Annotated in this window: 27 protein-coding genes; 9 read left to right on the forward strand and 18 right to left on the reverse strand. The window is 65.4% G+C overall.

Features of this window, described 5'->3' with window-relative positions; all coding sequences use genetic code 11:
- Positions 1–34 precede the first annotated feature (34 nt).
- The 7 genes from ACPJW8_RS00645 to ACPJW8_RS00675 form a co-directional block, all read right to left on the reverse strand.
- Positions 35–490 (reverse strand): winged helix-turn-helix domain-containing protein, encoded by a 456-nt coding sequence (locus ACPJW8_RS00645; RefSeq protein WP_425256386.1) that lies wholly within the window; start codon positions 488–490, stop codon positions 35–37.
- A gap of 10 nt (positions 491–500) precedes the next feature.
- Positions 501–1,844, reverse strand: coding sequence for an allantoinase AllB (gene allB, locus ACPJW8_RS00650; RefSeq protein ID WP_330188066.1), 1,344 nt, complete (start codon positions 1,842–1,844; stop codon positions 501–503).
- Positions 1,837–3,033, reverse strand: coding sequence for a glycerate kinase (locus ACPJW8_RS00655; protein WP_330188065.1), 1,197 nt, complete (start codon positions 3,031–3,033; stop codon positions 1,837–1,839). Before ACPJW8_RS00655 ends, allB begins: the two co-directional genes overlap by 8 nt.
- Before the next feature lie 4 nt (positions 3,034–3,037).
- Positions 3,038–4,828: a glyoxylate carboligase gene (gene gcl, locus ACPJW8_RS00660; protein ID WP_330188064.1), complete on the reverse strand. Its 1,791-nt coding sequence runs from the start codon at positions 4,826–4,828 to the stop codon at positions 3,038–3,040.
- Positions 4,829–4,943: 115 nt separating this feature from the next.
- Entirely contained in the window at positions 4,944–5,822 is an 879-nt protein-coding gene (locus ACPJW8_RS00665; protein WP_425256387.1) for a 2-hydroxy-3-oxopropionate reductase, read from the reverse strand.
- A gap of 121 nt (positions 5,823–5,943) precedes the next feature.
- Positions 5,944–6,744, reverse strand: coding sequence for a hydroxypyruvate isomerase family protein (locus ACPJW8_RS00670; protein WP_330188062.1), 801 nt, complete (start codon positions 6,742–6,744; stop codon positions 5,944–5,946).
- A 223-nt stretch (positions 6,745–6,967) separates the two neighbouring features.
- A complete protein-coding gene (locus ACPJW8_RS00675) occupies positions 6,968–7,558 on the reverse strand; it encodes a dihydrofolate reductase family protein (protein ID WP_330188061.1) in 591 nt (196 codons plus the stop codon).
- Positions 7,559–7,644: 86 nt separating this feature from the next.
- Between ACPJW8_RS00675 and ACPJW8_RS00680 the strand changes: the two genes are divergently transcribed.
- Positions 7,645–8,508 carry a hypothetical protein gene (locus ACPJW8_RS00680; RefSeq protein ID WP_330188060.1) on the forward strand — a complete coding sequence of 288 codons (864 nt, stop codon included), beginning with the start codon at positions 7,645–7,647 and terminating at the stop codon, positions 8,506–8,508.
- Between the two features lie 42 nt (positions 8,509–8,550).
- Here the strand turns inward: ACPJW8_RS00680 and ACPJW8_RS00685 are convergent, their stop codons facing one another.
- Positions 8,551–9,369, reverse strand: a complete 819-nt coding sequence (locus ACPJW8_RS00685; RefSeq protein ID WP_330188059.1) for a mechanosensitive ion channel family protein — start codon at positions 9,367–9,369, stop codon at positions 8,551–8,553.
- Between the two features lie 190 nt (positions 9,370–9,559).
- Here ACPJW8_RS00685 and ACPJW8_RS00690 point away from each other — a divergent pair, with 190 nt between their 5' ends.
- Positions 9,560–10,021, forward strand: coding sequence for a GatB/YqeY domain-containing protein (locus ACPJW8_RS00690; RefSeq protein WP_330188058.1), 462 nt, complete (start codon positions 9,560–9,562; stop codon positions 10,019–10,021).
- Positions 10,022–10,040: 19 nt separating this feature from the next.
- On the opposite strand, the gene ACPJW8_RS00695 is transcribed toward ACPJW8_RS00690, so the two are convergent.
- Complete coding sequence (locus ACPJW8_RS00695) at positions 10,041–10,961, reverse strand: hypothetical protein (protein ID WP_330188057.1); 921 nt, start codon at positions 10,959–10,961, stop codon at positions 10,041–10,043.
- A gap of 129 nt (positions 10,962–11,090) precedes the next feature.
- Here ACPJW8_RS00695 and ACPJW8_RS00700 point away from each other — a divergent pair, with 129 nt between their 5' ends.
- On the forward strand, positions 11,091–11,936 hold the full coding sequence (locus tag ACPJW8_RS00700; protein WP_330188056.1) for a hypothetical protein: 846 nt from the start codon (positions 11,091–11,093) through the stop codon (positions 11,934–11,936).
- An 81-nt stretch (positions 11,937–12,017) separates the two neighbouring features.
- On the opposite strand, the gene ACPJW8_RS00705 is transcribed toward ACPJW8_RS00700, so the two are convergent.
- Both ACPJW8_RS00705 and ACPJW8_RS00710 read right to left on the reverse strand, forming a co-directional pair.
- On the reverse strand, positions 12,018–13,568 hold the full coding sequence (locus ACPJW8_RS00705; RefSeq protein ID WP_330188055.1) for a hypothetical protein: 1,551 nt from the start codon (positions 13,566–13,568) through the stop codon (positions 12,018–12,020).
- Positions 13,569–13,658: 90 nt separating this feature from the next.
- Positions 13,659–14,618, reverse strand: coding sequence for a hypothetical protein (locus ACPJW8_RS00710; RefSeq protein ID WP_330188054.1), 960 nt, complete (start codon positions 14,616–14,618; stop codon positions 13,659–13,661).
- A 229-nt stretch (positions 14,619–14,847) separates the two neighbouring features.
- On the opposite strand from ACPJW8_RS00710, the gene ACPJW8_RS00715 reads away from it, so the two are divergent.
- Complete coding sequence (locus ACPJW8_RS00715; protein WP_330188053.1) at positions 14,848–15,891, forward strand: NAD(P)-dependent alcohol dehydrogenase; 1,044 nt, start codon at positions 14,848–14,850, stop codon at positions 15,889–15,891.
- Between the two features lie 165 nt (positions 15,892–16,056).
- Here ACPJW8_RS00715 and ggt read toward each other — a convergent pair whose 3' ends face one another.
- Together ggt and ACPJW8_RS00725 are read right to left on the reverse strand one after the other, a co-directional pair.
- Positions 16,057–17,895, reverse strand: a complete 1,839-nt coding sequence (ggt, locus tag ACPJW8_RS00720; RefSeq protein ID WP_425256388.1) for a gamma-glutamyltransferase — start codon at positions 17,893–17,895, stop codon at positions 16,057–16,059.
- 101 nt (positions 17,896–17,996) lie between these two features.
- Entirely contained in the window at positions 17,997–18,569 is a 573-nt protein-coding gene (locus tag ACPJW8_RS00725; RefSeq protein ID WP_330188052.1) for a GNAT family N-acetyltransferase, read from the reverse strand.
- 54 nt (positions 18,570–18,623) lie between these two features.
- On the opposite strand from ACPJW8_RS00725, the gene ACPJW8_RS00730 reads away from it, so the two are divergent.
- Complete coding sequence (locus ACPJW8_RS00730) at positions 18,624–19,196, forward strand: MOSC domain-containing protein (RefSeq protein ID WP_330188051.1); 573 nt, start codon at positions 18,624–18,626, stop codon at positions 19,194–19,196.
- A 59-nt stretch (positions 19,197–19,255) separates the two neighbouring features.
- Positions 19,256–19,690, forward strand: a complete 435-nt coding sequence (locus ACPJW8_RS00735; RefSeq protein ID WP_330188050.1) for a hotdog fold thioesterase — start codon at positions 19,256–19,258, stop codon at positions 19,688–19,690.
- Between the two features lie 62 nt (positions 19,691–19,752).
- Here ACPJW8_RS00735 and ACPJW8_RS00740 read toward each other — a convergent pair whose 3' ends face one another.
- Positions 19,753–20,154: a four-helix bundle copper-binding protein gene (locus ACPJW8_RS00740; RefSeq protein ID WP_330188049.1), complete on the reverse strand. Its 402-nt coding sequence runs from the start codon at positions 20,152–20,154 to the stop codon at positions 19,753–19,755.
- Positions 20,155–20,237: 83 nt separating this feature from the next.
- On the opposite strand from ACPJW8_RS00740, the gene ACPJW8_RS00745 reads away from it, so the two are divergent.
- Positions 20,238–20,822, forward strand: a complete 585-nt coding sequence (locus ACPJW8_RS00745) for a GNAT family N-acetyltransferase (protein ID WP_330188048.1) — start codon at positions 20,238–20,240, stop codon at positions 20,820–20,822.
- Here the strand turns inward: ACPJW8_RS00745 and ACPJW8_RS00750 are convergent.
- On the reverse strand, positions 20,819–21,226 hold the full coding sequence (locus ACPJW8_RS00750; protein WP_330188047.1) for a RidA family protein: 408 nt from the start codon (positions 21,224–21,226) through the stop codon (positions 20,819–20,821). The genes ACPJW8_RS00745 and ACPJW8_RS00750 overlap by 4 nt on opposite strands.
- A gap of 21 nt (positions 21,227–21,247) precedes the next feature.
- Entirely contained in the window at positions 21,248–22,042 is a 795-nt protein-coding gene (locus ACPJW8_RS00755) for a carbonic anhydrase family protein (protein ID WP_330188046.1), read from the reverse strand.
- A gap of 796 nt (positions 22,043–22,838) precedes the next feature.
- Between ACPJW8_RS00755 and ACPJW8_RS00760 the strand changes: the two genes are divergently transcribed.
- Positions 22,839–23,405, forward strand: coding sequence for an excalibur calcium-binding domain-containing protein (locus tag ACPJW8_RS00760; protein WP_425256389.1), 567 nt, complete (start codon positions 22,839–22,841; stop codon positions 23,403–23,405).
- Positions 23,406–23,547: 142 nt separating this feature from the next.
- Positions 23,548–24,597 carry a nitronate monooxygenase gene (locus ACPJW8_RS00765; RefSeq protein WP_330188045.1) on the forward strand — a complete coding sequence of 350 codons (1,050 nt, stop codon included), beginning with the start codon at positions 23,548–23,550 and terminating at the stop codon, positions 24,595–24,597.
- Here the strand turns inward: ACPJW8_RS00765 and ACPJW8_RS00770 are convergent.
- Complete coding sequence (locus ACPJW8_RS00770; RefSeq protein WP_330188044.1) at positions 24,594–25,172, reverse strand: AAA family ATPase; 579 nt, start codon at positions 25,170–25,172, stop codon at positions 24,594–24,596. The two genes, ACPJW8_RS00765 and ACPJW8_RS00770, sit on opposite strands and share 4 nt — an antisense overlap.
- 96 nt (positions 25,173–25,268) lie before the next feature.
- The gene (locus ACPJW8_RS00775) at positions 25,269–26,081 is read right to left on the reverse strand and encodes a bifunctional allantoicase/(S)-ureidoglycine aminohydrolase (protein WP_330188043.1); all 813 of its coding nucleotides are present in this window, start codon (positions 26,079–26,081) and stop codon (positions 25,269–25,271) included.
- Positions 26,082–26,088: the final 7 nt, after the last annotated feature.

A 26,088-nucleotide genomic window follows, 5' to 3' on the forward strand; every position in this document is an offset into this window, starting at 1 on the left:
GCACGGTTTCCTGGCACCAGGTACAAGCACAGGTTCAGATGGCGTATTCCGCAGGTCCCCGAACTGTTGCCCGGGGACCGGGAACGAACTGGTAGCCGACGCCCCGAACGGTGGCGATCGCGTGCCGGGCATTGCCGATCTTCTTGCGGACCCGGCCCACATAAACATCGATGGACCGGACGGTGGTTCCGGGGAAATGCAGCGACTCAAGGTGCGCGCGCAGTTCCTCCCTTTCCACCATACGCGAGCAGTTCTGCACGAGGTAGCGCACAATCGCGGTCTCAACGTCGGTCAGTGGCACCCGTTTGCCGTCCAGCAGGACCTCGTCCCGGGACAGGTCCACGGCCACGGTGCTGGCGGGTTCCAGCCGTTGGCTTTCAAGCCTGGGAGCCGGCGTTGCTGCCGGTCCCGGTTCCGGGACGGCGGCAAGGTATGGCGCCTGCGCAGGAGTCTGTCCCACCTGGTCGCGGTACGAAAACGCTGCTTGCATGGTTCCGTCCTTACACTCCGCCGCGCCGCAGGAGCTTTCCGGTGGCTGTCTGTCCGTCCACTACTTCACCGCGGAGGTAGGTGCGGCGGACGACGCCGGAGAGCGCCTTGCCGTCGTAAGGCGTGATCGGGTTCTTGTGCTTGAGCTTGGACACGTCCACCACAAAGGCGTCGTCCGCGGCGAACACGGCGAAGTCGGCGTCGTACCCCAGTGCCAGCTGGCCCTTGTTGGTGAGGCGGGCCAGTGCGGCCGGCTTGGCGGACATCCAGGACACCACCTGTTCCAGCGGGATTCCGCGGTGCCTGGCTTCGGTCCAGATCAGCGACAGGCCCAGCTGCAGCGAGGAAACCCCGCCCCAGGCGACGGCGAAGTCACCGTTCTCCAGGTCCTTCAGGTCCAGGGTGGAGGGGGAGTGGTCAGAGACGATGCAGTCGATGGTGCCGTCCTCGAGTCCCTTCCACAGCAGCTCGCGGTTGGAGGCTTCGCGGATGGGCGGGCAGCACTTGTAAGCGGTGGCGCCGTCCGGGATTTCCTCCGCCATCAGCGTGAGGTAGTGCGGGCACGTCTCCACGGTGAGGTTCACGCCGTCGTTCTTGGCCGTGGCAATCATGGGCAGGGCGTCCGACGACGACAGGTGGAGGATGTGCGCTCGCGCACCTGTCCAGCGCGCACGTTCGATGACCTCGGCGATGGCTTTGTTTTCCGCGCCGCGGGGGCGGGAGGCGAGGAACGTGGAGTACTGGTCGCCGCCCGGGTGGGGTGCGCGGTCGATGGCGTGGGAGTCCTCGGCGTGGACAATCATGAGTGAGTCGAAGGACTTCAGCTCGCGCATGTCCTCTTCCATCTCGTCCGCGTCCAGGTGCGGGAATTCGTCCACGCCGGAGTGCAGGAGGAAGCACTTGAAGCCGAAGACGCCTTCGTCATGGAGCGGGCGGAGATCCGCCTTGTTGCCGGGCACCGCGCCGCCCCAGAACCCGACGTCCACAAACGCCTGGTCCTCGGCCACTTCGCGCTTCAGCTTGAGGCCGTCCACGGTGGTGGTGGGCGGGATGGAGTTCAGCGGCATGTCGATGATGGTGGTGACGCCGCCGGCGGCCGCGGCACGGGTGGCGGACGCGAAGCCCTCCCACTCGGTGCGGCCGGGTTCGTTGACATGGACGTGGGTGTCCACCAGGCCGGGGATCAGGGTCTCGTCATCTGCGAGCTCCACGATCTCGGCGCCGGCCAGGCCGTTGCCCAGGGGTTCCAGCGCCACGATCCGGCCGTTGCGGACGCCCACCTCACGCGGGGCGATGCCGGCGGTGGTGAGGACGCGCTGGCCGCGGATCACCAGGTCGAATACTTCATCAGACATTGAGGGACTCCTTCGGTTCGGCCGCAACCAGGTTCACGCCGATCTGTTGACCTAATTCTTCAAGCAGCCTGCCTGCTTCGGCTATGCATACTTCAATATTGCTCTCCAGGTCCGTGAGCGCGTGCACGCTCCGGAAACCGGATTCCTCCAGCTGGCCGCGGCTGAGCGTGGTCCGGCCGCACACGGCGATGACGGGTACCCCCGCAGCCGCTGCCGCCCGCGCCACACCCATCGGCGTTTTGCCCAGCAGGCTTTGCTCGTCCAGGCTGCCTTCCCCGGTAATCACCAGGTCAGCGCCGTCCAGCCGTTCCGCCAGCCGGGTGAAGTCAAGAACGACGTCGATCCCGGGTCTGCGGGTAGCGGCCAGGATGGCGATCGCGGCGAAGCCCACTCCACCGGCTGCCCCGGCGCCGGGAGCGTTGGCGGCCCGGTAGGCCCTGTTCTCCGGTCCTGCGGGGCCGAACTCGGTGGCGAGGACCTCCACAAAACGGGACAACGCGGCGTCGAGGACCGCCACGTCCGCAGGGTTGGCACCCTTCTGGGGGCCAAACACCGCAGCGGCGCCCTCTGCCCCCAGAAGGGAATTATCTACGTCCGAGGCCAGCACAAAGCGGGCCTCGTCCAGGCGGACATCCAGTCCGCTGAAATCGATCCGGTCAAGGCGCGCCAGGGCCGCCCCGCCCAGGGGGAGTTCGTCCCCGTTGGCGTCCAGGAACCTGGCGCCCAGCCCCTGCAGGAGCCCGGCGCCGCCATCGGTGTTCGCGCTGCCGCCGACGCCCAGGGTGATGTGCCGGCGGCCGGCGTCCAGGGCTGAGCGGATCAGCTGTCCGGTGCCCAGGCTCGTGGAGGTCAGTGCCGCCGTCGAGCCCGGTTTGCCGTTGACCAAAGAGGTGGCCGGAAGCCGGTCCAGCCCGGAAGCTGACGCCATTTCGATCACGGCTTCGTGGCCGCGGACGGCGAACTCGGCGTGGACCGGGCGGCCGTCGGGGCCCGCCACCATGGTGCTGCGGCGGGTGAATCCCGAGCCGACGGCGGCATCAAGGGTGCCTTCGCCGCCGTCGGCCACGGGGATCATGGTGATATCCAGGGAGCCCCCGGCTGCTGCCTGCAGCCCGGTTTCGAGGTGCCGGGCAACGTCCGGAGCGGACAAGGATCCCTTGAACTTGTCCGGAGCTATGACGATCCGCATGGTGTTAGTCCAGCAGAGCGATGATCGCGGTGGGGGCGTCCTCGCCGCGTTCGGCCAGGTCCTCGAACTCGTTCACGCCGCTGATTTCAACGCCCATGGAGATGTTGGTGACCTTTTCCAGGATCACTTCAACCACCACGGGAACCTTGAATTCGCCCATGAGCGCCTTGGCCTTGTCGAAGGCGGCCGGCAGGTCCTCGGGGTTTTCGACGCGCAGGGCCTTGCAGCCCAGGCCCTCGGTGACCTTGACGTGGTCCACGCCGTAACCGGCCGTTGTGGAGGACAGGTCAGTCGAGTTGATGTTTTCGAACGCCAGGGACACATTCTGTTCCATTTCGAAACCGCGCTGCGACTGGCGGATCAGGCCCAGGTAGGAGTTGTTCACCACCACGTGGATGTACGGCAGGTTGAACTGCGCGCCCACGGCCAGTTCCTCGATCATGAACTGGAAATCGTAGTCGCCGGACAGGGCAACCACCGTTTCCTCAGGCTTTCCACGTACGACGCCGAGAGCCGCCGGTGCGGTCCAGCCCAGGGGACCTGCCTGGCCGGCGTTGATCCACTTGCGGGGGCCGAAAACGTGCAGCAGCTGCGCGCCGGCAATCTGGGACAGGCCGATGGTGGAGACGTAGGTGGTGTCCTGGCCGAACGCCTTGTTCATCTCTTCGTACACGCGCTGCGGCTTGATGGGCACGTTTTCGAAGTGCGTCTTGCGCTGCAGCGAACCCTTGCGGGCCGTGCACTCGGCAACCCATGCGGAGTAGTCCGGCAGGCTCTTGGCTGCCTTGCGCTCGCGGGCCAGCTCGATCAGGCCGTCCAGGGCTGCGCCGGCGTCCGAGGCGATGCCCAGGTCCGGGGAGAAAACGCGGCCGATCTGGGTGGGCTCAATGTCGATGTGCACGAACTTGCGGCCGGCCGTGTAGGTGTCCAGGCCGCCGGTGTGGCGGTTGGCCCAGCGGTTGCCGATGCCGATCACGAAGTCCGAGGCCAGCATGGTCTCGTTGCCGTAGCGGTGGCTGGTCTGCAGGCCCACCATGCCGGCCATCAGCTGGTGGTCATCCGGAATGGTGCCCCAGCCCATCAGGGTGGGGATGACCGGAACGTTGAGCAGCTCGGCCAGTTCAACCAGCTGCGCCGAGGCGCCGGCGTTGATGATGCCGCCACCGGCCACGATCAGCGGCTTGTTGGCTGCGGTCAGCAGGTCCAGGGCCTTTTCCAGCTGCTTGCGGGAAGCCTTCGGCTTTTCGACGGCGAGGGGTTCGTAGGCGTCGATGTCGAACTCGATCTCAGCCATCTGCACATCGAAAGGCAGGTCCAGCAGCACCGGACCGGGGCGGCCTGAACGCATCAGCTGGAACGCCTTCTGGAAGGCGCCGGGAACCTGGCCGGGTTCCAGGATGGTCATGGCCATCTTGGTGACGGGCTTGGCGATGGACTCGATGTCCACGGCCTGGAAGTCTTCCTTGTGCAGCTTGGCAACGGGTGCCTGGCCGGTGATGCAGAGCATGGGAATGGAATCGGCCCAGGCCGCGTACAGGCCCGTGATCATATCGGTGCCGGCGGGGCCGGACGTGCCGATGCAGATGCCGATGTTGCCATCCTGTGCCCGGCTGTAGCCATCGGCCATGTGGCTGGCGCCTTCAACGTGGCGGGCCAGTGTGTGACGGATGCCGCCGTGCTTGCGCATGGCGGAATAAAAGGGGTTGATCGCGGCGCCGGGCAGGCCAAACGCCTCCGTGGCGCCTTCCTTTTCCAGAATGGCGACGGCAGCGTCAACGGTGCGCATCTTGGTCATGATGTTCTCCTAAAAAGTTTTTGGTGGTGCTGATGGGGCGAGCCCGTCGTCCGGTGGTCGAGCTTGTCGAGACCTGGATTTCGACAGGCTCAATCACCGGTTCTATCGCCGGTGGTTACTCGCGGCCGCTGAGTTGGAGGACCTGCTTGAAGAGTCCTGAGTGGTCCAGTGCGCCGTCGCCCTGGTTGACGGTGGCGGCGACGAGTTGTGCGACGACGGCGCCGAGGGGGACTGCGACGTTGGCTTCGCGGGCGGCGGAGGTGACGATGCCGAGGTCTTTGTGGTGGAGGGCGAGGCGGAAGCCGGGGTCGAAGTTGCGGTCCAGCATCTTCTGGCCCTTCTGGTCCAGGACCTTGGAGCCGGCCAGGCCGCCGCCAAGGACCTTCAGGGCGGCGTCGGTGTCCACGCCGTAGGCCTCGAGGAAGGCGATTGCTTCGCCGAGGACTTCGATGTTGACGGCGACGATCAGCTGGTTAGCTGCCTTGACGGTCTGGCCGGAGCCGGAGGGGCCTACGTGGACGATGGTTTTGCCTACTGCGTTCAGGACGTCCTGCGCGGCGTCGAAGTCTGCCTTTTCACCGCCGACCATGATGGAAAGGACGGCGTCGATGGCGCCTTGTTCGCCGCCGGAGACCGGTGCGTCGAGGGGGCGGATGCCGGCTTCGCGGGCGTCGTCGGAGAGCCGCTTGGCAACGTCCGGGCGGATGCTGGAGGCGTCGATCCAGAGGGCGCCCTGCTTGGCGTTGGCGAACACACCGTCGGGGCCGCTGACTACACCTTCAACGTCGGGGGAGTCCGGCACCATGGTGATGACGACGTCGGCCTCTTTAACGGCGTCCGCGATGCTGGTGGCGCCGTTACCGCCTTCGGTGACGAGTTTGTCGATCTTGTCCTGGCTGCGGTTGAAGCCGGTGACGGTGTGGCCGGCCTTGACCAGATTGATGGCCATGGGCAGGCCCATGATTCCGAGTCCGATCACTGCAACGTTGCTCATGGTGGTTCTCTTTTCTCTAAGTCTGTGCGGGGTTCCCAACTAGCTCGCAGTTAACGTCGTGAAAACGCGTTTTGAGTGCGTTAACTGCCAGTCAGTTGGGGGTTGGGGGAGCGGGTGGGGCTTACTGGCTGACGCGCTGGCGGATGGCCCAGCTGAAGGCCGATTCCTGCGGTTCCTTGTATTCGAGGCCGATGTAGCCGTCGTAGCCGAGTTCGCGGCTGCGGGCGATCCATTCGCCCAGCGGCAGGTTGCCTGTGCCGGGTGCGCCGCGGCCGGGGTTGTCCGCGATCTGGATGTGGCCGAAGTCCTTGGCGTGGTTTTCGATCACGGCGGCGACGTCGTCTCCGTTGACGGCCAGGTGGTAGAAATCGGCGAGGAGCTTGATGTTGCCGGCGCCGGTCTCTTCCTTGACCCGGGTGATGACGTCCAGGGCGTCCTGGGCTTTGAGGAGCGGGTACTTGGGGGCGCCGCTGACAGGTTCGAGGAGGACGGTGCCGCCGATCCGGGCGACGCCTTCGGCCGCGGCAGCCAGGTTCCTGACCGCGAGTTCGTCCTGTTCTTCGGGGGTGAATTCGTCCTGGCGATTGCCGTAGAGGGCGTTGAAGGCCTTGCATCCCAGGCGCTCGCCGATTCCTGCGACGGCGTCGATGTTGTCCTTGAATTCGGAGCAGCGGCCCTTCCATGAAATGAGCCCGCGGTCGCCGCCGGGCATGTTGCCGGCGTTGAAGTTCAGGCCGGTGAGCTGGACGCCGGCATCCTTGATTGCAGTTTCAAATGCGGCAGTCTCCTTGTCCGTGGGGACGGAGGTTTCGAAGGGCCACCAGAACTCGACGGCGTCGAAGCCGGCTGCCTTGGCGGCGGCGGGGCGCTCGAGCAGGGGCAGCTCCGTCAGCAGGATGGAGCAGTTCACTGTGTACGTCATCGTAGGTCCTTCCGGGGAGGGCTTTGATCCATTTTCCTGAGCGTCGTTCGGCCTCTTGCGCCTCGCTATTATTCCGCTTTGTGGAATTTAGATTCTGCTTTATGAAAAGTGTAGGGAAGGAAGGGCGCACGAGTCAAGGGGAAGGTGTGGGGTGGCCCATGTCGTTAAACCCAGCAGCAGCCCGCGGGCGTACCTGCGGGCTGCTGCTGGGTTTGTTTCCGGCCTAGTGGCCTACGCGGTACCGCACGTGGGTGACCAGGCTGGTGCCGCCTACCTCTGTGGGTTCAAGCTTGAGATTCCCGACGCCGTCCAGCAGCCGGGCGCCTCCGCCCAGGACCATGGGTGAAATGTGGAGGCGCAACTCATCAATCAGGCCTGCCGCGAGGAATTGGTTGGCTGTTTCGGCACCGCCTGCGATCGCCACGTCCTTGGTGCCGGCCGCTTCACGGGCACGGGACAGTGCGGATTCGATGCCGTCATTGACGAAGTGGAAAGTGGTGCCGCCTTGCATCTCCAGCGGCTCGCGGGCCTGGTGCGTGAGGACGAAAACCGGTGCGTGGTACGGCGGCTCCTCGCCCCACCAGCCGCGCCAGTCTTCGGCCCATTCGCCTGGACCGGCGAACATGTTCCGGCCCATGATGTAGGCGCCCGCCTCAAGGATCCCCTCGATCGCGGCCGTGTGGGCCTCGGGCTCTTCGAACATCCACCGGTGCAGGTCCTCGCCGCCCCGGCCCAGGGGTTCCTCCGGGCTTTGGTTCGGGCCGGCAACGAAGCCGTCGATGGACATGGTCAGATCGCAGGTAACGCGGCTCATGCGCCCATCATGCCATCGCAACGCCCTTCGAGTCAGCCCAAATTCCCGGGTTCTTCGCCGCCGGTCGGCGATAAACTGGAGCAATCATGAACGGCGCCCGCCTCCGGATAGTGGCCGGGCTCGTCGCCTCGGCGAGCCTCCTTGCCGCATGCACTCCCACGGTTGGCATGGACGAGGCAGCCAGCCAGCCGACGTCGAGCGCTTCGGTGCTGCCCCTCGCGGGTGATCCCGCAACCCTCACGCAGGGAAGCCCGACGCCGGTCCCCGCCACGGTGCCGACGGAAGCCGTGCCGACGCAGTCAGTGCCGACACAGCCGCCGCCCGCCCCGGCGCCGCCGCCCGTCCCCGAGCCGTTTGCCCTGAACCTTTACCAGGAGGGTGATTTTGTCCCGCAGTACACCTTTGACTGGTGTGTTGCGGCGAGCATCCAGATGGCGCACAACCTCATTGACGACACTGGCGGCGGTACGTGGGCTGACAGTGCACATCAAAGTGAGTTGTGGGAGATGGCCCGGGCGCGGTCGTCGAATTCGTTCAATGGAGCCAACCCCCTGGGCTGGGCGCAGGTGCTGACCGAGGTGGGCATGGGTCCCTACAAGGTTGTCAGCGTCCCCGACTATCAGGGCGCCCTGCAGACCGCGGCCCGCGCCATTGCTGAGACGGACCGGCCGGTGGGGCTGGTGATGTGGAGCGGCCGCCATGCGTGGGTGATGAGTGGATTCGAAGCGCTGGGCGATCCCGCCCTGTTTCCGGAATTCACTGTGACCGGCATTAACGTGCTGGATCCGCTGTATCCGTATGGGAGCGGGCAATGGGGTCCATCGCCCGCTCCCAACAGCCTGCTTAGCCCCGAGGAACTCGCAACCCAGTTTGTGGTGCGTGAGCCGCGGCGCTGGAGCAGCGACCTGCCGGCCGGCTACCTGTTGGTGCTGCCGGTCGGCGAGGCCTGACGCTGTATTCCAGCCCGCCCTCAAGGAGCGGGCTTGTGGTGGTTAGATCCGGGGATCGTGCGTGGTGTGTGCTCCGCCGGTGGTGCCGTAGTCAGTGCCGGTAGTGGAGGTACCCGTGGTACCCGCGCTGCCGGTCCGGCCCGTGGCTTCCCTGGCCTTGGCAGCCAGCTGGTCCGTGGCAGAAGGTGAGTTTTCGGCTTCTGCCTTGATCCGGGGCGCCTCGGCCTCTGCCTTGTTCAGGTAGGTTTCCCAGCGTCGGGTCATTGGCGCGATGAGGCCGCCGCCCACGCCAACGACGATCACGCCAACGATGGCTGTGAGTACGGCGATCAGGATGGGCGTGGTGACGGTTGTGGCAATATCAACCTGGTTGAGGGCTGCAATAACGCCGATGCCGAGGATGAAGATGCTGGCAATATTGGCCAGTGTCTTCCCGTAGGAAAGGCCGCCGAGCGAGCCCTGGATCAGGGACTTCACGCCGGCCGCGATGGCGGCACTGATGATCACGATGATGATCGCGACGATGATCTTGGGCAGGAACGCGATGATGCCTTCCAGCAGGTCGCTCACCGGGTTTGGTCCGAAGACGCCAAACGCGAACTGCAGTACGAACAGCACCAGTGCGTAGTAGACGATCTTGCTGATGATCTCGCTCGCGTCCATGGAGGAGCGGGAGAGGGCTTTCTTGACCCCGCCGCGCTCCACGAGGCGGTCGAAGCCGACTTTTTCGAGGAGCTTGTCCAGGGCCTTGGAGATGGCCTTTGCAATGAGAAGGCCAACAATAAGGATGACGAGGAACAGGGCGAGTTTGGGAACGAACTCAGCGACCGTCGCCAGCCCGGACCTGATTGATTCTTCCATGATGACCTCCACATTTCAGGGTGTACATCTCTGTTGCGGCACGCCAAAAAGCCCGCCAGCACTTCCTACATAGCCACAGGAGTGGCCTTTAAGCAAGCATGCTTAGCAATCTTGTTGATATCTGAACCGGCCCTTGATCAGCCATAACTCCTGCAGAATGGGTGGAGGACCACCGAAGGAGCGAACAATCATGAGCCTCAAAGAACGCCTCAAAGAAGACGTCGTCGCCCACATGAAGGCCGGCAACAAAACAGCGCTGACCACCGTCCGGAACGTTCTGGGCGAGATCAGCACCCGTGAGAAGTCCGGCAAGACGCCCATTGAGCTCGATGACGCCCAGGTCACCTCGTTGCTGCAGAAGGAGGCCGCCAAGCGCCGGGACACGGCACGGATCTACACGGAGGCCGGCGAACCGGACCGCGCCGGAGCGGAAATTGCCGAAGCGGAGATCATTGAGGCCTACCTGCCCAAGGCGCTGACCAGGGAAGAAGTGGAAGAAATCGTCGACGCCGAGATCGCCGCGCTGAAGGCGGAGGGCCAGGAGCTTTCCATGCGCTCCATCGGCGCCGTGATGAAGCCGGTCACCGCCAAGGTGGCAGGCCGCTTCGACGGCAAGACGGTCAGCGAAATCGTCCGCAACCGGCTCGCGTAGTCACCTGAACCTCGGGCAGTCACGGGGCAGGCTGTAACGCCCGACGGCGGCGCACCAGCAGCTGCACTCCCGCACCTGCCAGCCCGATCACCAGGGCCAGAAGCAAGAGGGGTCCGGCGCCGCCGTCGGGCCCCAGTGTTGCCTTCAGGATGTCCCGGCCCATCAGGAGCATCTCGCCGGCATCGCCCAGCATGACCCGCGTGCCGAAGACGTAGTTCACCGAGATAAACAAGGCGGGAACTACCCAGAGCAACAGCAGGTCCATGGCCCACACCCAGAGCCGGCGCCACGGACGGACTCCACACCAGGCAAGAGCCAGCCCCACCAGTACGGCGGGGAGCCAGCGGAACAGCAGGGAAGATATTGGGCCTGCGTGGGCCGCCCCCACGATGCTGTAGAACCAGTCGGCGCCCCAGCCCACAAACGGTGCGGCCATAAACCCGACGCCAAGGGCAAGGCGGGTCCGCGAAGGGGAAGCCAGCAGGAACAGGGCAACCAGCCCGGCCAGAACCGAGGCAATAACCCCTGCCAGGAGGCCCGCCACGTAGATGCGCGACGGGGTGCCCGGCACCAGGCCGGCATCCACCACAGCGAACGACTGCACCACGGCGGTGAAGTGCACGATCAAAACCCCCGCCGCCGCGCACCGGGTGACCAGCCGGCGTCGTACTGGCGCCCAAACGCGCACCGCCAGACCGGCCACGGCCCCGCCAACCGTGAGCAGCCCCACCAGCACCGTGAGTTTGTACTGGCTCAGCGGCAGGAGGGATAGTGGCATGGTCTCCGGGGCGGCCTCGGTGGCCCACAAATTCTGGAGCGGAAGCTGCGCCCCCGTGACGAGCCATGGCGCCAGGCCCATCAGGGCGGCGAGAATCCCGAGGAGAACGGCCAAGGCAGCGTCCCGTCCGGGCTTGGTTCCGTGGGTATGGGGGAGGGTCACCCGCGCAATACTACGCCGAGTGGATTAATCAGTGACCGAACGGTTATCCAGATGGTATTTCCGCCTGGCCACCACAGCCTCTAAGCTGAAGATGCTAAGTATGCTTCCTATTTGTAAGGAGTGTTTCCCATGCGCAAACTTCCAGCCCTCGGGGTAGCAGCTGTAACCATCATGGCATTGGCCGGATGCACCGGCGATGGCGGCGGTGGATCGACGGCAAGCCCCACCGGGACGGCCACGACCACAGAAACCGAAGAGGACAAGGTTTACAGCGAGGATGAACTCCGCGACCTCATCTCCGGCACGAAGGACGGAGACGGCAACGAACTCAAGCTCTACTCCAAGGACCAGGTGGACCAGGGCCAGAACATCGCCAACATCCTGATGAACACCGCCACCGTAGACCCTGAGGAATGCAAGGATATTGCTTCCGCAGGCCTGCAGGACACCGTGGAAAACGGCGATGTGGCAGTGGCCATCTCCGAAAGCGAGCAGCCGCGCACCCTCTCCGCGCAGTCCGGCAGTGAAGGCCCTGACGCCGTCGAACTCCTGAACGAGCTCAGCGGCAAACTGGACCAGTGCTCCACATTCAAGGTGGAGGTGCTGGGCCAGAGCTACGAGGTCACCACCGAGGAAGTCCAGGCCGACACTGATGCCGAGGAAACCTTCGGAACAGTCAGCACCCGGACCGGCGCCGAACACGAGATGCTCATGCAGGTCTCCGGCGCTGAAGGCCGGCTGCTGGTGGTAGCCACCAAGAGTGGCGCGGACCTGGGAGACGAGGACCAGAAAGAGCTGGAGGACCTGATTAATGAGGTCCTGGAGAAGGCTGACGACGGCGGCACCGCCACTTCCAGCCCCACGTCAACTTCTACGTCCGGTACAGGGGGTACTGAGTCACCTTCGGAGTCCCCGTCGCCAACCATGACGGAGTCCGATTCGCCGACCTCCAGCCCCACGTCAACGACAAACTGACACGGGTTTTCTGTATCTCTGTTTCCCGTTTCGTTGTTGTGCTGGCCGGAGTCCGGGGACTCCGGCCAGCGCCTTGTTCAACTAACTTTCGGTACGGCCCCTGAATGACACCAGGGCGATGCCGCTACCAAGAAGCAGCCCGGCCACCAGGAGTAGAAAGGATGCCTCCGTTCCGCTCTGGGCGAGTGTGCCGGACGTCGCCGCCCCGGCTGCCGCACCCGCCGGGATTGAGGCTGCAATCGCCTTCACGCCGCCGCTGGCCGTGACCACCGTTGATCCCGTCACACCCGGAGCCTGCGTTCCCGGCGTGCTTCCGCCCGGTACGTTTCCGCCGGGGTTCACCGGGTTCACGGGATCCGTCGGGTCAACGGGGTTCACCGGACCGACGGGATCAACCGGATCGACCGGGTTGGTCGGGTTGGTCGGGACGGTTGATCCGCAGTTGCCGGACGAGCTGTCCCCGATGACCGAGATTGCGTTGCAGCCAACATTGATGGGGGCTGTCACGTCGAGATCCAATGCAACGTCGCCAATCAATCCGCCGTCACCGGTCGATCCTTCTGTGGTGCCGGTGGTTGTCCCTCCTGTTGTTCCGGTGGTTGTTGAGTCGGAACCGGTGGACGTGGAGTCGCCAATGACGGTGATCGCGTTGCCGCTGACGTTCACGGGTGCGGCGGCGTCGACGTCGGCGATGACGTTGCCGATGAGTCCGCCGTCAGTTGTTCCTTCGGTGGTTCCGGTGGTTGTTCCTCCTGTTGTTCCGGTAGTTGTGGAGTCGGACCCGGTGGACGTGGAGTCGCCGATGACAGAGATGGCGTTGCCGCTGACGTTCACGGGTGCGGCTGCGTCGACGTCGGCGATGACGTTGCCGATGAGTCCGCCGTCAGCTGTTCCTTCCGAGGTGCCGGTGGTGGTTCCGCTGGTGGTGCCGGTGGTTGTCGAGTCCGAACCCGTGGACGTGGAGTCGCCAATGACAGAGATGGCGTTTCCGCTGACGTTCACGGGTGCGGCTGCGTTGACGTCGGCGATGACGTTGCCTACGAGTCCGCCGTCGGCTGTTCCTTCCATGGTGCCGGTGGTTGTTCCGCCGGTGCTGCCGGTGGTGGTTGAGTCGGATCCGGTGGACGTGGAGTCGCCGATGACGGTGATGGCGTTGCCGCTGACGTTGACTGGTGCGGCGGCGTCGATGTCGGCGATGACGTTGCCTACGAGTCCGCCGTCGGCTGTTCCTTCCGTGGTGCCGGTGGTTGTTCCTCCTGTTGTTCCGGTGGTGGTTGAGTCGGATCCGGTGGACGTGGAGTCGCCGATGACGGTGATGGCGTTGCCGCTGACGTTGACTGGTGCGGCGGCGTCGATGTCGGCGATGACGTTGCCTACGAGTCCGCCGTCAGCTGTTCCTTGGGTGGTTCCGCCGGTGGTGCCGGTGGTGGTTGAGTCGGATCCGGTGGACGTGGAGTCGCCGATGACAGAGATGGCGTTGCCGCTGACGTTCACGGGTGCGGCGGCGTCGACGTCGGCGATGACGTTGCCGATGAGTCCGGAATCTGAGGCGGATGCCGCCCCGGCGCCGAGGACAAGGATGCCGCCGGCTAGGAGGAATGCGTTGATTCCCCGTTTGATGCACGTTTGCATGGTAATTCTCCTGATGTGAACTGGATGACCGGCGCCAGGAAGGCGCCGTGATGAGCCGTATGCCGCCGCGGGAGGGCAGCAAGGGGCGCATCAATCAGGAGTTGAGCCGGGTTCGAAGGCGGGGCCCTCCGGCAGTGCGGCCGAATATCCGGCACCCGGAGAGGTTTCCGTGCAAGGCGTGAAGATAAAGCCGGACGGCGTATCCGCAACGCCGGCACCGCCGGAAGCTGAGCCTGGTGAAGCGGAACCTGTGCTCGAAGGTGCGGAAGGCAGGACGTTCGGCTCGAGTCCTGGCCAGGGGCCGGGCGCTTCCGATCCCGCGGTTGCGGCAGCCGCGTTCGGCGCATCGAAGTACGCAGCGTCCCGCCAGGGCACAAGGGTTGCCGTCCGCGCTGGAGGAGTATCAGCGGCAGGGGGGTCGCTGCCTGGTTCCAGCCCGGCAGGAGCAGTTGTGGCTACGGCCGAATCCGCCGGTACCTCACCAGGCAGAACTGTCACGAGTACGTCGGCCGGACCCGGCTCGGGAACAAGCGCTCCCTCCCCAATGAGATCGGGTACACCGGCGGCCGGGTCCTCTTGGGGGAGGATCGGATCAAGGATGGGAAGTACGACGTCGACTATCGGCTCCGCGGGCGCCGTCACCTCTTGAAGCGGCGGAAGGACCGCCACTAGGACAGGGTTCACCACTTGAGAAACGACGGGGTCTACGACTGGATCCAGGACCGGCGAAACCAGCGGATCCACGGCATCCAGCACGGGTTGGACAACAGCGGGTGCGTCCACGGCCTGAACGGTCGAGGCGATTATGGGCGCCTGGGCGGCCGTCGTTACGGCACTTTCCAAGGGTGCGGCAGCGTCCCTAACTGTGGATCGCACAGGCTCCGCGACTGACTCCACCACTGAGGTGACCGGACCCAGCAGTCCCTGCTGCCCGCCGTCGTCGGCTGTTGCGATTCCGGCGGAGAGGGCCAGCCATCCCAATGCTCCGAAGCCGCCCAGAAGTGTAAGGCGCAGGGCCTTGGCGGCAGAACGGAGGGATCGCGCGGTCACCTGTCCGTCACCCCCAATTGGCCTGCATCTGAGATCAACTCCCATTAAGATAAGCATGCTTCCCATTTGATGTAAACACCGGGGCCCGGGATGCCTGCAGCCGTGAACCGGAAGGCGCTGAAGGGGGTACTGGCAGTACTAGGAACAGCAGGAACTCCCGCAGCTTCCCACGCGCGTGATGAACTGGTTTCTGCCGGTTCTGCCGGACCCCAAGCACCAGGAGAATACTTTGCTGACTGTAAACGCGTACGCCGCACACTCCGCCACCGAACCGCTGGCTCCCACCACCATTGAGCGCCGCGACGTTGGACCCCACGATGTCCTGATCGACATCAAGTTCGCCGGCATCTGCCACTCCGACATCCACACCGTCCGCGGCGACTGGGGACCCCAGCCCTACCCGCTGGCCCCCGGACACGAGATCGCCGGCATCGTCACCGAGGTTGGCTCCGCCGTCACCAGCCACTCCGTGGGAGACCGCGTAGGTGTGGGCTGCATGGTGAACTCCTGCCGCGAATGCACCAACTGCCTCAACGGCGACGAACAGTACTGCCTCAAGGGCATGGTGGGAACGTACGGCGCAGTTGACCGCGACGGAACCGTCACCCAGGGCGGCTACTCCACCCACGTCGTCGTCAACGAGCACTTTGTGGCGCGGATTCCGGAAGGAATCGACCTGGACGTCGCCGCCCCGCTGCTGTGCGCGGGCATCACCACCTACTCGCCGCTGCGCCGCTGGGGTGCAGGCCCCGGCAAGAAGGTGGCCGTGATCGGCCTGGGCGGTCTTGGTCACATGGCCGTCAAGCAGGCCGCCGCCATGGGCGCCGAAGTCACCGTGCTCTCACAGTCGCTGAAGAAGCAGGAAGACGGCCTCCGCTTGGGCGCCGAGCACTACTTCGCCACCAGCGATCCCGGCACGTTCGAGCAGCTGGCCGGCAGCTTCGACCTCATCATCAACACCGTCAGCGCCGTGATCGACATCAGCGCCTTCCTGCAGCTGCTGACAGTCGACGGCGCCCTGGTCAACGTTGGTGCCCCGGCCGAACCGCTGCCGGTCAACGCCTTCGCCCTGATCGGCGGACGCCGTTCCTTCGCCGGCTCCATGATCGGCGGCATGCGCGAGACCCAGGAAATGCTGGACTTCTGCGCCGAGCACGGCCTGGGCGCCGAAATCGAGGTCATCGGTGCGGACAAGATCAACGAAGCCTACGAGCGCGTCCTCGCCTCGGACGTGCGGTACCGCTTTGTGATCGACACCGCCACGCTGGGCTAAGCCAGGTCCCGCCGTCACGCACGGCAGGCTTTCAGCACAGTGCGCGCTGCGATTTCCCGTCCCGCCGCGGATGTTCGACGGCGGGATGTCCAGAAGGGTGCTGTGCGTGACGGCGCCAGGGGGTGCGGTGGAGTCCACCGCACCCCCTGTTGGTTCTGTTTGTTTCTAGGGTGCCGTTTGAACCACCATGGCCGAGCCGCCGCCGCGCCGGAAAGGTTCTGCCGCGGCCACCATGCTGCCGTCCGGCAGGAACTCAATGGCCGTCGCCGCACCGATCTCCGCAGCCGACGTGAAGGCGTCGCCGGCCGGCACCAGGTTGTGGCCGAACGGTGCCAGATCGTCTGAGTACGCATCGATGAAGCCAGGCTCGGCCGTGACGTTGGCCGTGTTCCGCTGGGCCGCACGCGGAGCCGCGAGGGCCTCGGAGATGCTCATGCCCAGGTCCACCCGGTTCAGGATGGTCTGCAGGACGGTGGTGATGATGGTGGAGCCGCCCGGCGAACCCAGGGCGAAAGCAGGCTCGCCGTCCTTCAAAACAATCGTGGGCGACATGGACGAACGCGGCCGCTTGCCCGGCTGGATCCGGTTGGGATCGGACTCGTTGTACACCGTGGAGAAGTCCGTGAGCTCGTTGTTCAGCAGGAACCCGCGGCCCGGAACCACAATGCCCGATCCACCGGTTTGTTCGATCGTGAGCGTGTACTCCACCACGTTGCCCCACTTGTCCGCAACGGTGAGGTTCGTCGTCGAGATGTTCTCCGTATCCGCCTCATCGGCCAGCGGCGCCACCCCGGCCGGGCACACGCCGTCGTACGTGGTGATGTCTCCCGGCGCTACCGGCTTCACTGCCGCCTGCTCCGGATCGATCTCGCAGGAGCGTTCCTTGCCGAACAGCGGATCGGTGAGCGCTGCGGTGGGAACGTCCACAAATGCCGGATCGCCCACGTACTTGCCGCGGTCCGCGAAGGCCAGCGCGCTTGCCTCGAGGTAGTGGTGGAGGGCCGAACCGGTGGACATTTCGCCCAGGTTGAACGGTTCCAGGATGTTCAGGGCCTCACCCACTGTGGTGCCGCCGCTGCTGGACGGGGCCATGCCGTAGACGTCGTAGCCGCGGTATTCCACGTGCGTGGGGTCCTGGTCCAGGGCCGCGTAGTTGGCGAGGTCCGCCGTCGTCATGTGCCCGGCCGGAACCGGCAGCGTGGTGGTATCAGTGGTGGGCGGCGCCTGCACCGTGGCCGCGATCTCCTCGGCCAGCGGACCGGTGTAGAAACCGTCAGTGCCCTTCTTAGCCAGGAGCCGGTACGTCGCCGCGAGTTCATGGTTCTTGAAGACACTTCCGACGGCGGGAGCGTCACCACCGGGAAGGAACAGCTCGCTGGTGGACGTGAACGCCTCAAAACGGACCTTGTTGTCCAGGGTCTGCTGACGGAACGTCTCATCCACCACAAAGCCGCGGTCCGCCACCTTGATGGCCGGCTTCAGCGCCTGGCCCAGGTCCAGCGTGCCCCAGCGTTCCAGGGCCCTCTGCCAGGTGGCAGGTGTTCCAGGCACGCCCACTGACACGCCGCTGGTCACCAGGTCCGGGGTAAACCGGTAGGGCTGGTTGGTGGCGGGATTGATGAAGGCGTCGCTGGGCATGGCGGCCGGGGCGGTCTCGCGGCCGTCGATGGTGCTCACTTCACCGCTGGCGGCGTCGTAGTAAACAAAGTAGCCGCCACCGCCGATTCCAGCGCTGTACGGCTCGGTCACACCCAGGGTCGCGGCTGCGGCAACGGCGGCATCCGCGGCGTTCCCGCCTTTGCGGAGCACCTCGATCGCAGCCGCCGACGCCTCCGGATCCACGGTACTCACCGCCCCGCCGTAACCGGTGGCCGTCGCCGTTTTCTCCGTCTCCCGCGGATCCGCGAAGGCTGGACTGACGACGGCGCCACTCGCCCCGCCCAGTGCAAGGACCGCGGTTGCTGCGGCCAATCGACGTGCTGCTTTGTTCATAAGCCTGGGCATGGTCACTCCCGTTTTGATGTGCGAGTTGTGCGTGGGCGTTACGCTACCCCTGCCCGGCGCGGGGTGGCAACGGTCCGCCGGCCCGTGGTCATGGGCAGCGGTCAGCGCAGGTCCAGGCGCATCAGCACGCGGGGGAAGCCGTTGAGCACGGAGTCCGTGTCAGCCACCTTGTGGAACCCGGCCTCCTCGAAGAGCTTCCGGGTGCCCACATAGGCCATGGTGAGATCAACTTTGCTGCCCTGGTTGTCCACTGGATAACCCTCTATGGCGGGCGCGCCGTAGCTGCGAGCCATAGCCACAGCACCGGCCAGCAGGTGATGCGATATCCCTTTGCCCCGATGCCCCGGACGGACGCGGATACACCACACCGACCACACCTCCAGATCGTCCACGTGCGGGATTTTCCGGTTCCGGGCGAAGGTGGTGTCCGCGCGGGGGTGCACCGCTGCCCACCCGACGGGAGTGCCGCCGTCGTACGCCAGAACACCCGGCGGAGGATCCTCGGCGACCAGTTCCGCCACCCGCTCCCCGCGTTCCGTCCCGCGCAGGGCGAGGTTTTCCTTGGACGGGATGCGGTAGCTCAGGCACCAGCACACGTTGGCGTCCGGGCGCTTGGGGCCCAGGACCGCCTGGACGTCGGGGAAGCTGGTTGCCGGGCGGACGTCGATTGCCATGCCGCCATACTGCCACCGCTGGCGGGCCTTGGGAACCGTGGCTAGCGTGGTGGGATGAGCGGAAAATACAGGTACGACGTCGGCATCGAGCACCTGCTCATCTCGCCGGGGCATGCCTACTTTGGCCGTGCGCGGGACGGTGCCGCGGACGTCGCCACTGTTGATGCCGAAACGGCCCAGCTGGTGACGGGCAAAGGCATTGTGGGGGACAGGTTCTTCGGCAAGGCCGCACACATGGACGCCGCGGTCACGCTGATCGCCGTCGAGGCCCTGGAAGCGATCGCAGTGGAACTGGGGGTGCCGGCGTTCGATCCGCTGCTCACCCGCCGCAATGTGGTGATCCGCGGGGCCCAGCTGGCCCCTCTGCTGGGTCAGGAATTCGCGCTGGAAACCGGATCGGGTTCCGTGGTGCTGAGGGGAGGCCGGCCCGCGAACCCGTGCGCCTGGATGGACAGGATGCTTGCTCCCGGCGCGCACGCTGCGATGCGGGGGCGTGGCGGAATCCGCTGCCAGGTGGTCTCCGGCGGAGAACTGATGCGCGGCCCCGCAGTGCTGGTAAGTCCGGTGCCGCTGGACGCCGGTCGTGCCGGGGAGGCAGTAATGCTGCGGGCGTCCCGGCTTCCGTAACCTAGGGTGGGAAAGTGCCCGCGCGGTGGGGGCTGTTGACAGCGGAGCTAGGAGTTTTTGTGGGCATTTGGGTAGGCGAAAAGGGCATTGCGGAGCTGGACGGGATGGGCATTGGCACCCTGAACGAGAGCCTGGGCATCGAGATCACGGAGGTCACGCCCACCTCACTGAAGGGCCGGATGCCCGTGGACAAGCGGACCATCCAGCCGGCCGGCGTACTGCACGGCGGCGCATCGGTGGCGCTCGCGGAGACCCTGGCATCCATCGGTGGGACGCTCGCCGTCGACCGTTCAAAGTTCTACGTGGTGGGGCAGGAGATCAACGCCAACCACATCCGCCCCGGCATCCCCGGGACGTGGGTTTACGGGGAGGCAACGCCAGCGAACATCGGACGGCGCTCGCATGTGTGGGAAATCCGGATCACCAACGAGGACGGCAAGCTGGTGTGCCTCTCACGGTGCACCCTGGCCGTGCTGGAACTCCCGCCCAACTAACTGGCATTTAACGCTCCCAAACCGCGATTTGAGAGCGTCTGCTGCGAGTTAGATGAGTGGGGCTACGCGGACAGCAGCTGCGCGCAGGCCTGTTCACAGGCGCGGCACGCTTCGGCGCATACCCGGCAATGCTCGTGCATGGTGGCGTGTCGGGCGCATTCGTCAGCGCACGCATGGCAGGCCAGCCGGCATGCCTCCAGCAGGGCCCGGGCCACGTTCGCGTCATAACCGGTCCGCCGGGTGAGGATGTTGCCGGTAACGGTGCAGATTTCCGCGCAGTCAAGGTCAGTCCTGATGCACTTGGCCAGGACGGGCATCATTTCCTCGCTGAGACAGGCATCGGCGCATGCAGTGCAGACCCTGGCGCACTGGAAACAGGCCTCGATACAGGTGACCAGCTTGCCGCGGTCGATGTCGCCGAGGTCCTTCGGGTAGGTGTTGAGCATCGTTTGGACATTCGTCATGGTTCCCTCCTTCCGCTATACCGTGCCTGTACCCGCGAACGGCCGGACTCAACCCTTTCGCGGAGGCGGGATAGGCTCGGGGCATGCCTGACTTTTCCCTGCCGCTGCGCACTGAGCGCCTGGTTTTGCGCCGCTTCGGGGCCGGAGACCTGGATGGCTACTTCGCGTACCACTCGCTCCGCGAGACAGCCCGGTTCCTGCCCGGCGAGGCCAAGTCATACACCGAGTGCATGGAGCGTGTTGGTGCTTACGCCAACTACAGTTTCGAGAAGCCCGGCGACTGGGTGGTGCTGGCCATCGAATCCGCTGCGGACCCCGGGATCATTGGTGAAGTTGTGCTGAAGTGGCTTCCCGGGACGGGCCAGGCCGAGGTTGGCTGGAGCCTGGCTCCCGAAGCGCGCGGCCACGGCTACGCCACGGAAGCCGCGGACGCCGTGCTGCAACTCGGGTTCGAGAAGCTGGACTTCCACCGGATCTGCGCCAACCTGGACGCCCGGAACACGGCATCGGCGGCCATCTGCTCCCGGCTTGGCATGCGCGAGGAAGCGCGGCAGATCGACAAATGGCACTACAAAGGCGAATGGGCCACGGAAGTTGTCTTCGCCATCCTTGCCGACGAATGGCGGGTAGCCAAGGATCTGGCGCGGACCGCGCAGGGCAGGGCTTAATCGACGACGGCGGCAACCGCCTCGATCTCCACCAGCTGGCCGGGGTATCCCAGGACGGTGACCCCGAGCAGCGTGCTGGGTGCGTCGTGGTCCCCGAAGGCGTCACGGACCACATCCCAGACAGTCACCAGGTCCTCCCGGGACGCGGAGGCGACTAGCACGCGTGTGTTAATAACGTCCTCAAGGCCGGCACCCGAAGCCGCCAAGGCGGCACGCAGATTGTGCAGCGTTTTCGCAGCCTGGGCGGCGAAATCACCGTGGTCCTCGATGGACCCGTCCTTCTCCAGCGGGCACGCGCCGGCCAGGAAAATGAGCCGGGCGTCCTTCGGCGCGGTGGCTGCGTAGGCGTACTGGACTGAAGCGGCGAGGTCCTGGGACCTGATGAGGGATACGGCTGTGGGCATAGGGTTCAGGCTATCCCGTGCTCAGCTGTCCACGCCGGCAACTTCGCGGTTATGCAGCGGTTGCACGGGACGGTTGTTCCCGGAATGGGCAGCCTTCAGCGACGCCAGCTGGTCAGCGCCCAGTTCGATCGGTTGTTGCAGCAGCAGCCACCTGACCTTTTCGGTGCATGGCGGCGTGGTGAGGCTGCCGCTGTAGCGGAAGTGGTCAAGTTCGCTGGGAAGCAAGGCGGGGAAATCCACGACGGCGCCGGCCGGAACCTTTTCGCCGGAAGCTGCTGCAGCTGCAGGCAACCCACTGACGAATGGTTCCCAGATCGCGTTGCCGGCCGCCGCTCCGGCACCCCCGGCAGCGGCGAGGACGCCGATCACAGCCAGTTCGCCGTCGTCGGCCTGGTGGACAAAGTGGAATTCCGCGTCAAAGGCAACCCCGTTGAGGTGGTGCTCAGAGGGCGCATGGAAGTGCATCTGCCTGAAGGCGTAGTCCTTGCCGCCCACCGTGATGCCCTGCGGGGAAAGCGAATGGAGTTCGGTGGTGTGGCCGTTATCCGTGAGTACGGCCTCCGACGCCGAGTAGTTGATGGCGACTGGTTCGGTGGAGACAACGCCAGCGGCGGCGGGAATGTCGACAGGGGACTGGGAAGTGCCGGCTGAGCAACTGTCGAAACCAGGGCTCAGCTCGCCCCAGTGCTCCGGGCCGCCGGCACCTTCATAGGACCATGCGGGTGCAGCCGCGCCAGCGGGTTGTGCAGCGGGCGCAAGGTTCCTGGCGCAACCCGTCAGGAATGCCAGCACCCCCAGCCCAGAGCCGATGAGCATGGTTTTCCTGGTCACTGTGGCGGCGCTGCGCATTTCTAACCTCGTCGTCGTCAAACCGGCGCGGACTGTCCGCGCCTCCCTTAAGACGAGTACCACGGGCCCTGATGGCGAAGCTTGTCACGCGGACTTGTGACTTAACATGCTTCTGCTCATATGGGCTTTTATGGTCTCTATTTCTGAGGGACCAGACGAATAATGCAAAATGCGCAAAACGTGACAAAAGTGCGTGACAGGCGTGACAAATTCATAAAAACTCTGGTGGGCCTGAGTCGAAAGTCTACTCCCGCGCGAATTTCCGATTTTCAGGGACGGGGGAGGTCCATATTGCTAAATTAACCGCTACTATTCGAATTGGATTCGATCGGAATTACATCGAATCAAACCTCCCGAACTATGTACGGGAGGAGCTAGTATCACCGGGGGTTCGATGTGAGTCTCCGGCTTCTCTCGTACGCATGGGGACAAAGTGAGTCAATTTTTTCCGCCGGGTCCTGATGGCCCGGACAGCCAACGCTTTCAACAACAACAGCCGGACCGTCCCGGTGGGGATGCGCAAGGGCATTCCGTGAGCCCACTCAGGAAAGTGAGAGTCTCCACGTGGATTGTTGTGATCCTGGCACTGATGTTTATTGTTATTTCGGCAGCCAGCAGCGGGCTTGGCGGAGTTCTGATTGTCCTAGCGACGTTCGCTTTCTTTACGGGGCTCTATACGTTGCTAACTGGTAGGCGTTCCTGGGCCCTATTGCCGGGCCGAAAAGTGGGGGCCGCAGTTCTTGGCGCTTCAATAGTGACGTGCATGGTCGGTGGCGCAGTTTATGCAGCTAACCCGCAGTACCAGCAAAATGTTGGAAGCGAGTCACCTGTCCCAGCTTCAGCGACACCCACGACTACCGTTTCCAGTCCGGCTCCTAAACAAAGCAAATCTCCGACACCGAAACCCTCGCCCACCACTACGCCGACAACAACACCTACCCGTACATCAACCGCAACACCGACACCCACGCCAAGTCAGCTCGCGGGCTCCGCTGAAGCCGGTATTGGGGCAGGGGCAGGAGGAAACGTTCCGGTCCCATTCGTGGACGTGCCCAAGATCGCTGAACCGGCGCCGCCACCGCCGCCCGCGCCGCCACCGCCGCCCGCGCCGCCACCGCCGCCCGCGCCGGCGCCGCCACCCGCACCCGCGCCTGCCCCGCCACCCGCACCCGCGCCTGCCCCGCCACCCGCACCCGCGCCTGCCCCTCCTGCGGCTTACTATTCAAGCTGTGCGGATGCCCGGGCTGCAGGTGCTGCGCCACTGTTGGCCGGTAGCCCCGGTTACCGGCCAGCTCTTGACCGCGACAAGGATGGCGTGGCCTGCGAGTAGTGGGTAACTAAAGCGTCGAAACCCCGAATGGCTGGCTCACTCTGAGGCGGCCATTCGGGAGGTCGACCAGGGACCTCAGCCCGCGGCCCTTGCGCGTATGAAAGGCTGGGACAACAACCGCCGTTCAGAGAGCGAGTGCCACATGCCCGGCCCCACGAACATCGATCTCCTGGACCAGCTGCAGCGGCCCGTTATCCAGGCGCCGATGGCGGGTGGACCGTCCACGCCCGAGCTGGCGGCGGCTGTGAGCTTGGCCGGCGGGCTGGGTTTCCTCGCCGCCGGATACAAAACGGCGGCGCAGGTGGAAGCCGAAATGTTGCGGACCCGGGCCCTGACGGATGCAGCCTTCGGCGTGAACCTTTTTGTGCCGCAGCCGTCCTTCGCGGACGCCGGGCAGCTGGCCCGGTACGCTGCGGAGTTGGCCGTGGATGCCGCCCGCTACGGCGTTGAACCGGGCGGGCCCAGGTTCGACCAAGACGACTGGGACGCCAAGCTGGACGTGGTGGTGAAGCTGCGTCCCGCCGTCGTATCCTTCACGTTCGACATCCCGGAGCCGTCAGCGGTCAGCCGGATGTACGACGCCGGCATCCCCGTGATCATGACCGTCACCTCGGTGGGGGAAGCCCTTGCCGCGGTCGACGCCGGCGCTGACGCACTGTGTGTGCAGGGTCCGGAGGCGGGCGGGCACCGGGGCATGTTCGAGCCAACTGCCGCGCCGGATGGGACGCCCCTTGAGTCCCTCCTGCCGCAGGTACTCGGGGCCGTGCAGGTTCCGGTGATTGCGGCGGGTGGCATCGTCAGCCGCGGTGATGCCACCCGGGTGCTTGGCATGGGTGCGGTGGCCGTCCAGTGCGGAACGGCTTTCCTCCTGGCTGCTGAAGCGGGAACCCGGCCGGCGCACCGCGCCGCGCTCGCCTCCCCGGACTTCACGCACACGGGCGTGACCAGGGCGTTCTCCGGCCGTTATGCCCGCGGGCTCTACAACCGCTTTATGGCGGACCACGATGATTCGGCCCCCGCCGGCTACCCCGAGGTCCACCACATGACCACGCCGATCCGGGCGGCTGCAGCGGCCGCCGGGGACCCGCACGGCGTCAACCTGTGGGCCGGGACGGGCCACCGCAGGACGCTTGAGGGCACCGCGGCGGAGATCCTGGACAGCCTGAGCCCGGCTAAGCCGGGGACGGACTAAGCGGAAACAGCAGCGCCCGCAACAAGCCCGGAAAGCGCACGCCTGACGTCGTCAGCCGGGCCGTTCGCGTCAACCACCGTGAATCCGGGGTACTCGGGGAGCCGGCGGTAAGCCGCGTCCAGTGCGATGAGGTCAGCCAGCGATTCCTCGTCCGTTCCGCGGGCGGCCACCCGCTGGTAGGCGACGTTGGGCCGGACGTCCAGGTGCAGCACCAGATCGGGCGCCGGGAGTGTTGCCAGCAGCCACGGAAGGAACCGGCCGCGTGGCAGCCCCTTGGCCTCACGCAGGGCCAGCTGGCAGTAGAGGTGCCTGTCCATCACCACCAGGCCGTCATGCCGGGATGCCAGCAGGTGGGAACGCAGTACGTTGAAAACCCGGATGGCTGTTTCAAGCCCGTCCGTCAGCCAGGCGGGCAGCGTGATCCCGGTCCTTGCACCCCAGCCGGACATGGTGCGGCGTCCGGCATGGTTGGCCAGCAACAGCGCATCGCCGCCGCCCGCCGAGGCAAATTCCACCAGGGCGCGGGCCGCCGTCGACTTTCCGGATCCGTCGATTCCGGTCAGGACAATGATCACAGTGGCCTCCTTCCGCCACCTCGTACAACGCGGCGGCGGAAGGGATTGTGCCGGAGTGGGAGCGAGCTCACATCCAAAAGAGCCCGCAGGAACGTCCTAGGTCAGCTTCACCTGGCGGTTCATGTCCTTGTACAGCAGGTAGCGGAATTCGCCGGGGCCGCCGGCGTAGCAGGCCTGCGGGCAGAACGCGCGGAGCCACATGAAGTCGCCGGCTTCCACCTCAACCCAGTCGTTGTTGAGCAGGTACATGGCCTTGCCCTCCAGGACGTACAGGCCGTGTTCCATCACGTGGGTTTCCGGGAACGGGATGACGCCGCCGGGCTGGAACGTGACGATGTTGACCTGCATGTCGTGGGCCAGGTCGGAGGAGTCCGTGAACCGGGTGGTCTTCCAGACGTCGTTGGTGTCCGGCATGGACGTGGGCTCGATGTCCTTCTCGTTGGTGACGAAGGACTTGGCCTCGTAGCCTTCCAGACGCTCGTAGGCCTTGCGGATCCAGTGGTAGGACACGATGTCCCCGGAAACGTTCTCCACGCCCCACTCGGAACCGGCCGCCAGGTACGCGTAGCCGCCTTCCTCAAGCTGGTGCAGTTCGCCGTCCAGGGTGAGGTTGAGCTTGCCCTTGGTGACGAAAACAACGCCTTCCACACCGGCCTCGAACTCGGCCTTGGGAGCCCCGCCGCCCGGAGCGATCTCAACGATCAGCTGCGAGAACGTGGTGGCGAAGCCGGAAATGGGCCGGGCGATGATCCAGGAGCGGGTGTTGGTGAACCCGGGCAGGTTGCTGGTGACGATGTCCGTCAGCACGCCCTTGGGAATGACCGTGTAGGCCTCCGTGACGATCGCGCGTTCGGTGGTGAGGTGGGTCTGCGGCGGCAGGCCACCCTGCGGGTAGTAGTAGTTGCCCATCAAAGAA

The sequence above is a fragment of the Pseudarthrobacter sp. J47 genome (genome assembly GCF_049810315.1).
GTDB lineage: Bacteria > Actinomycetota > Actinomycetes > Actinomycetales > Micrococcaceae > Arthrobacter.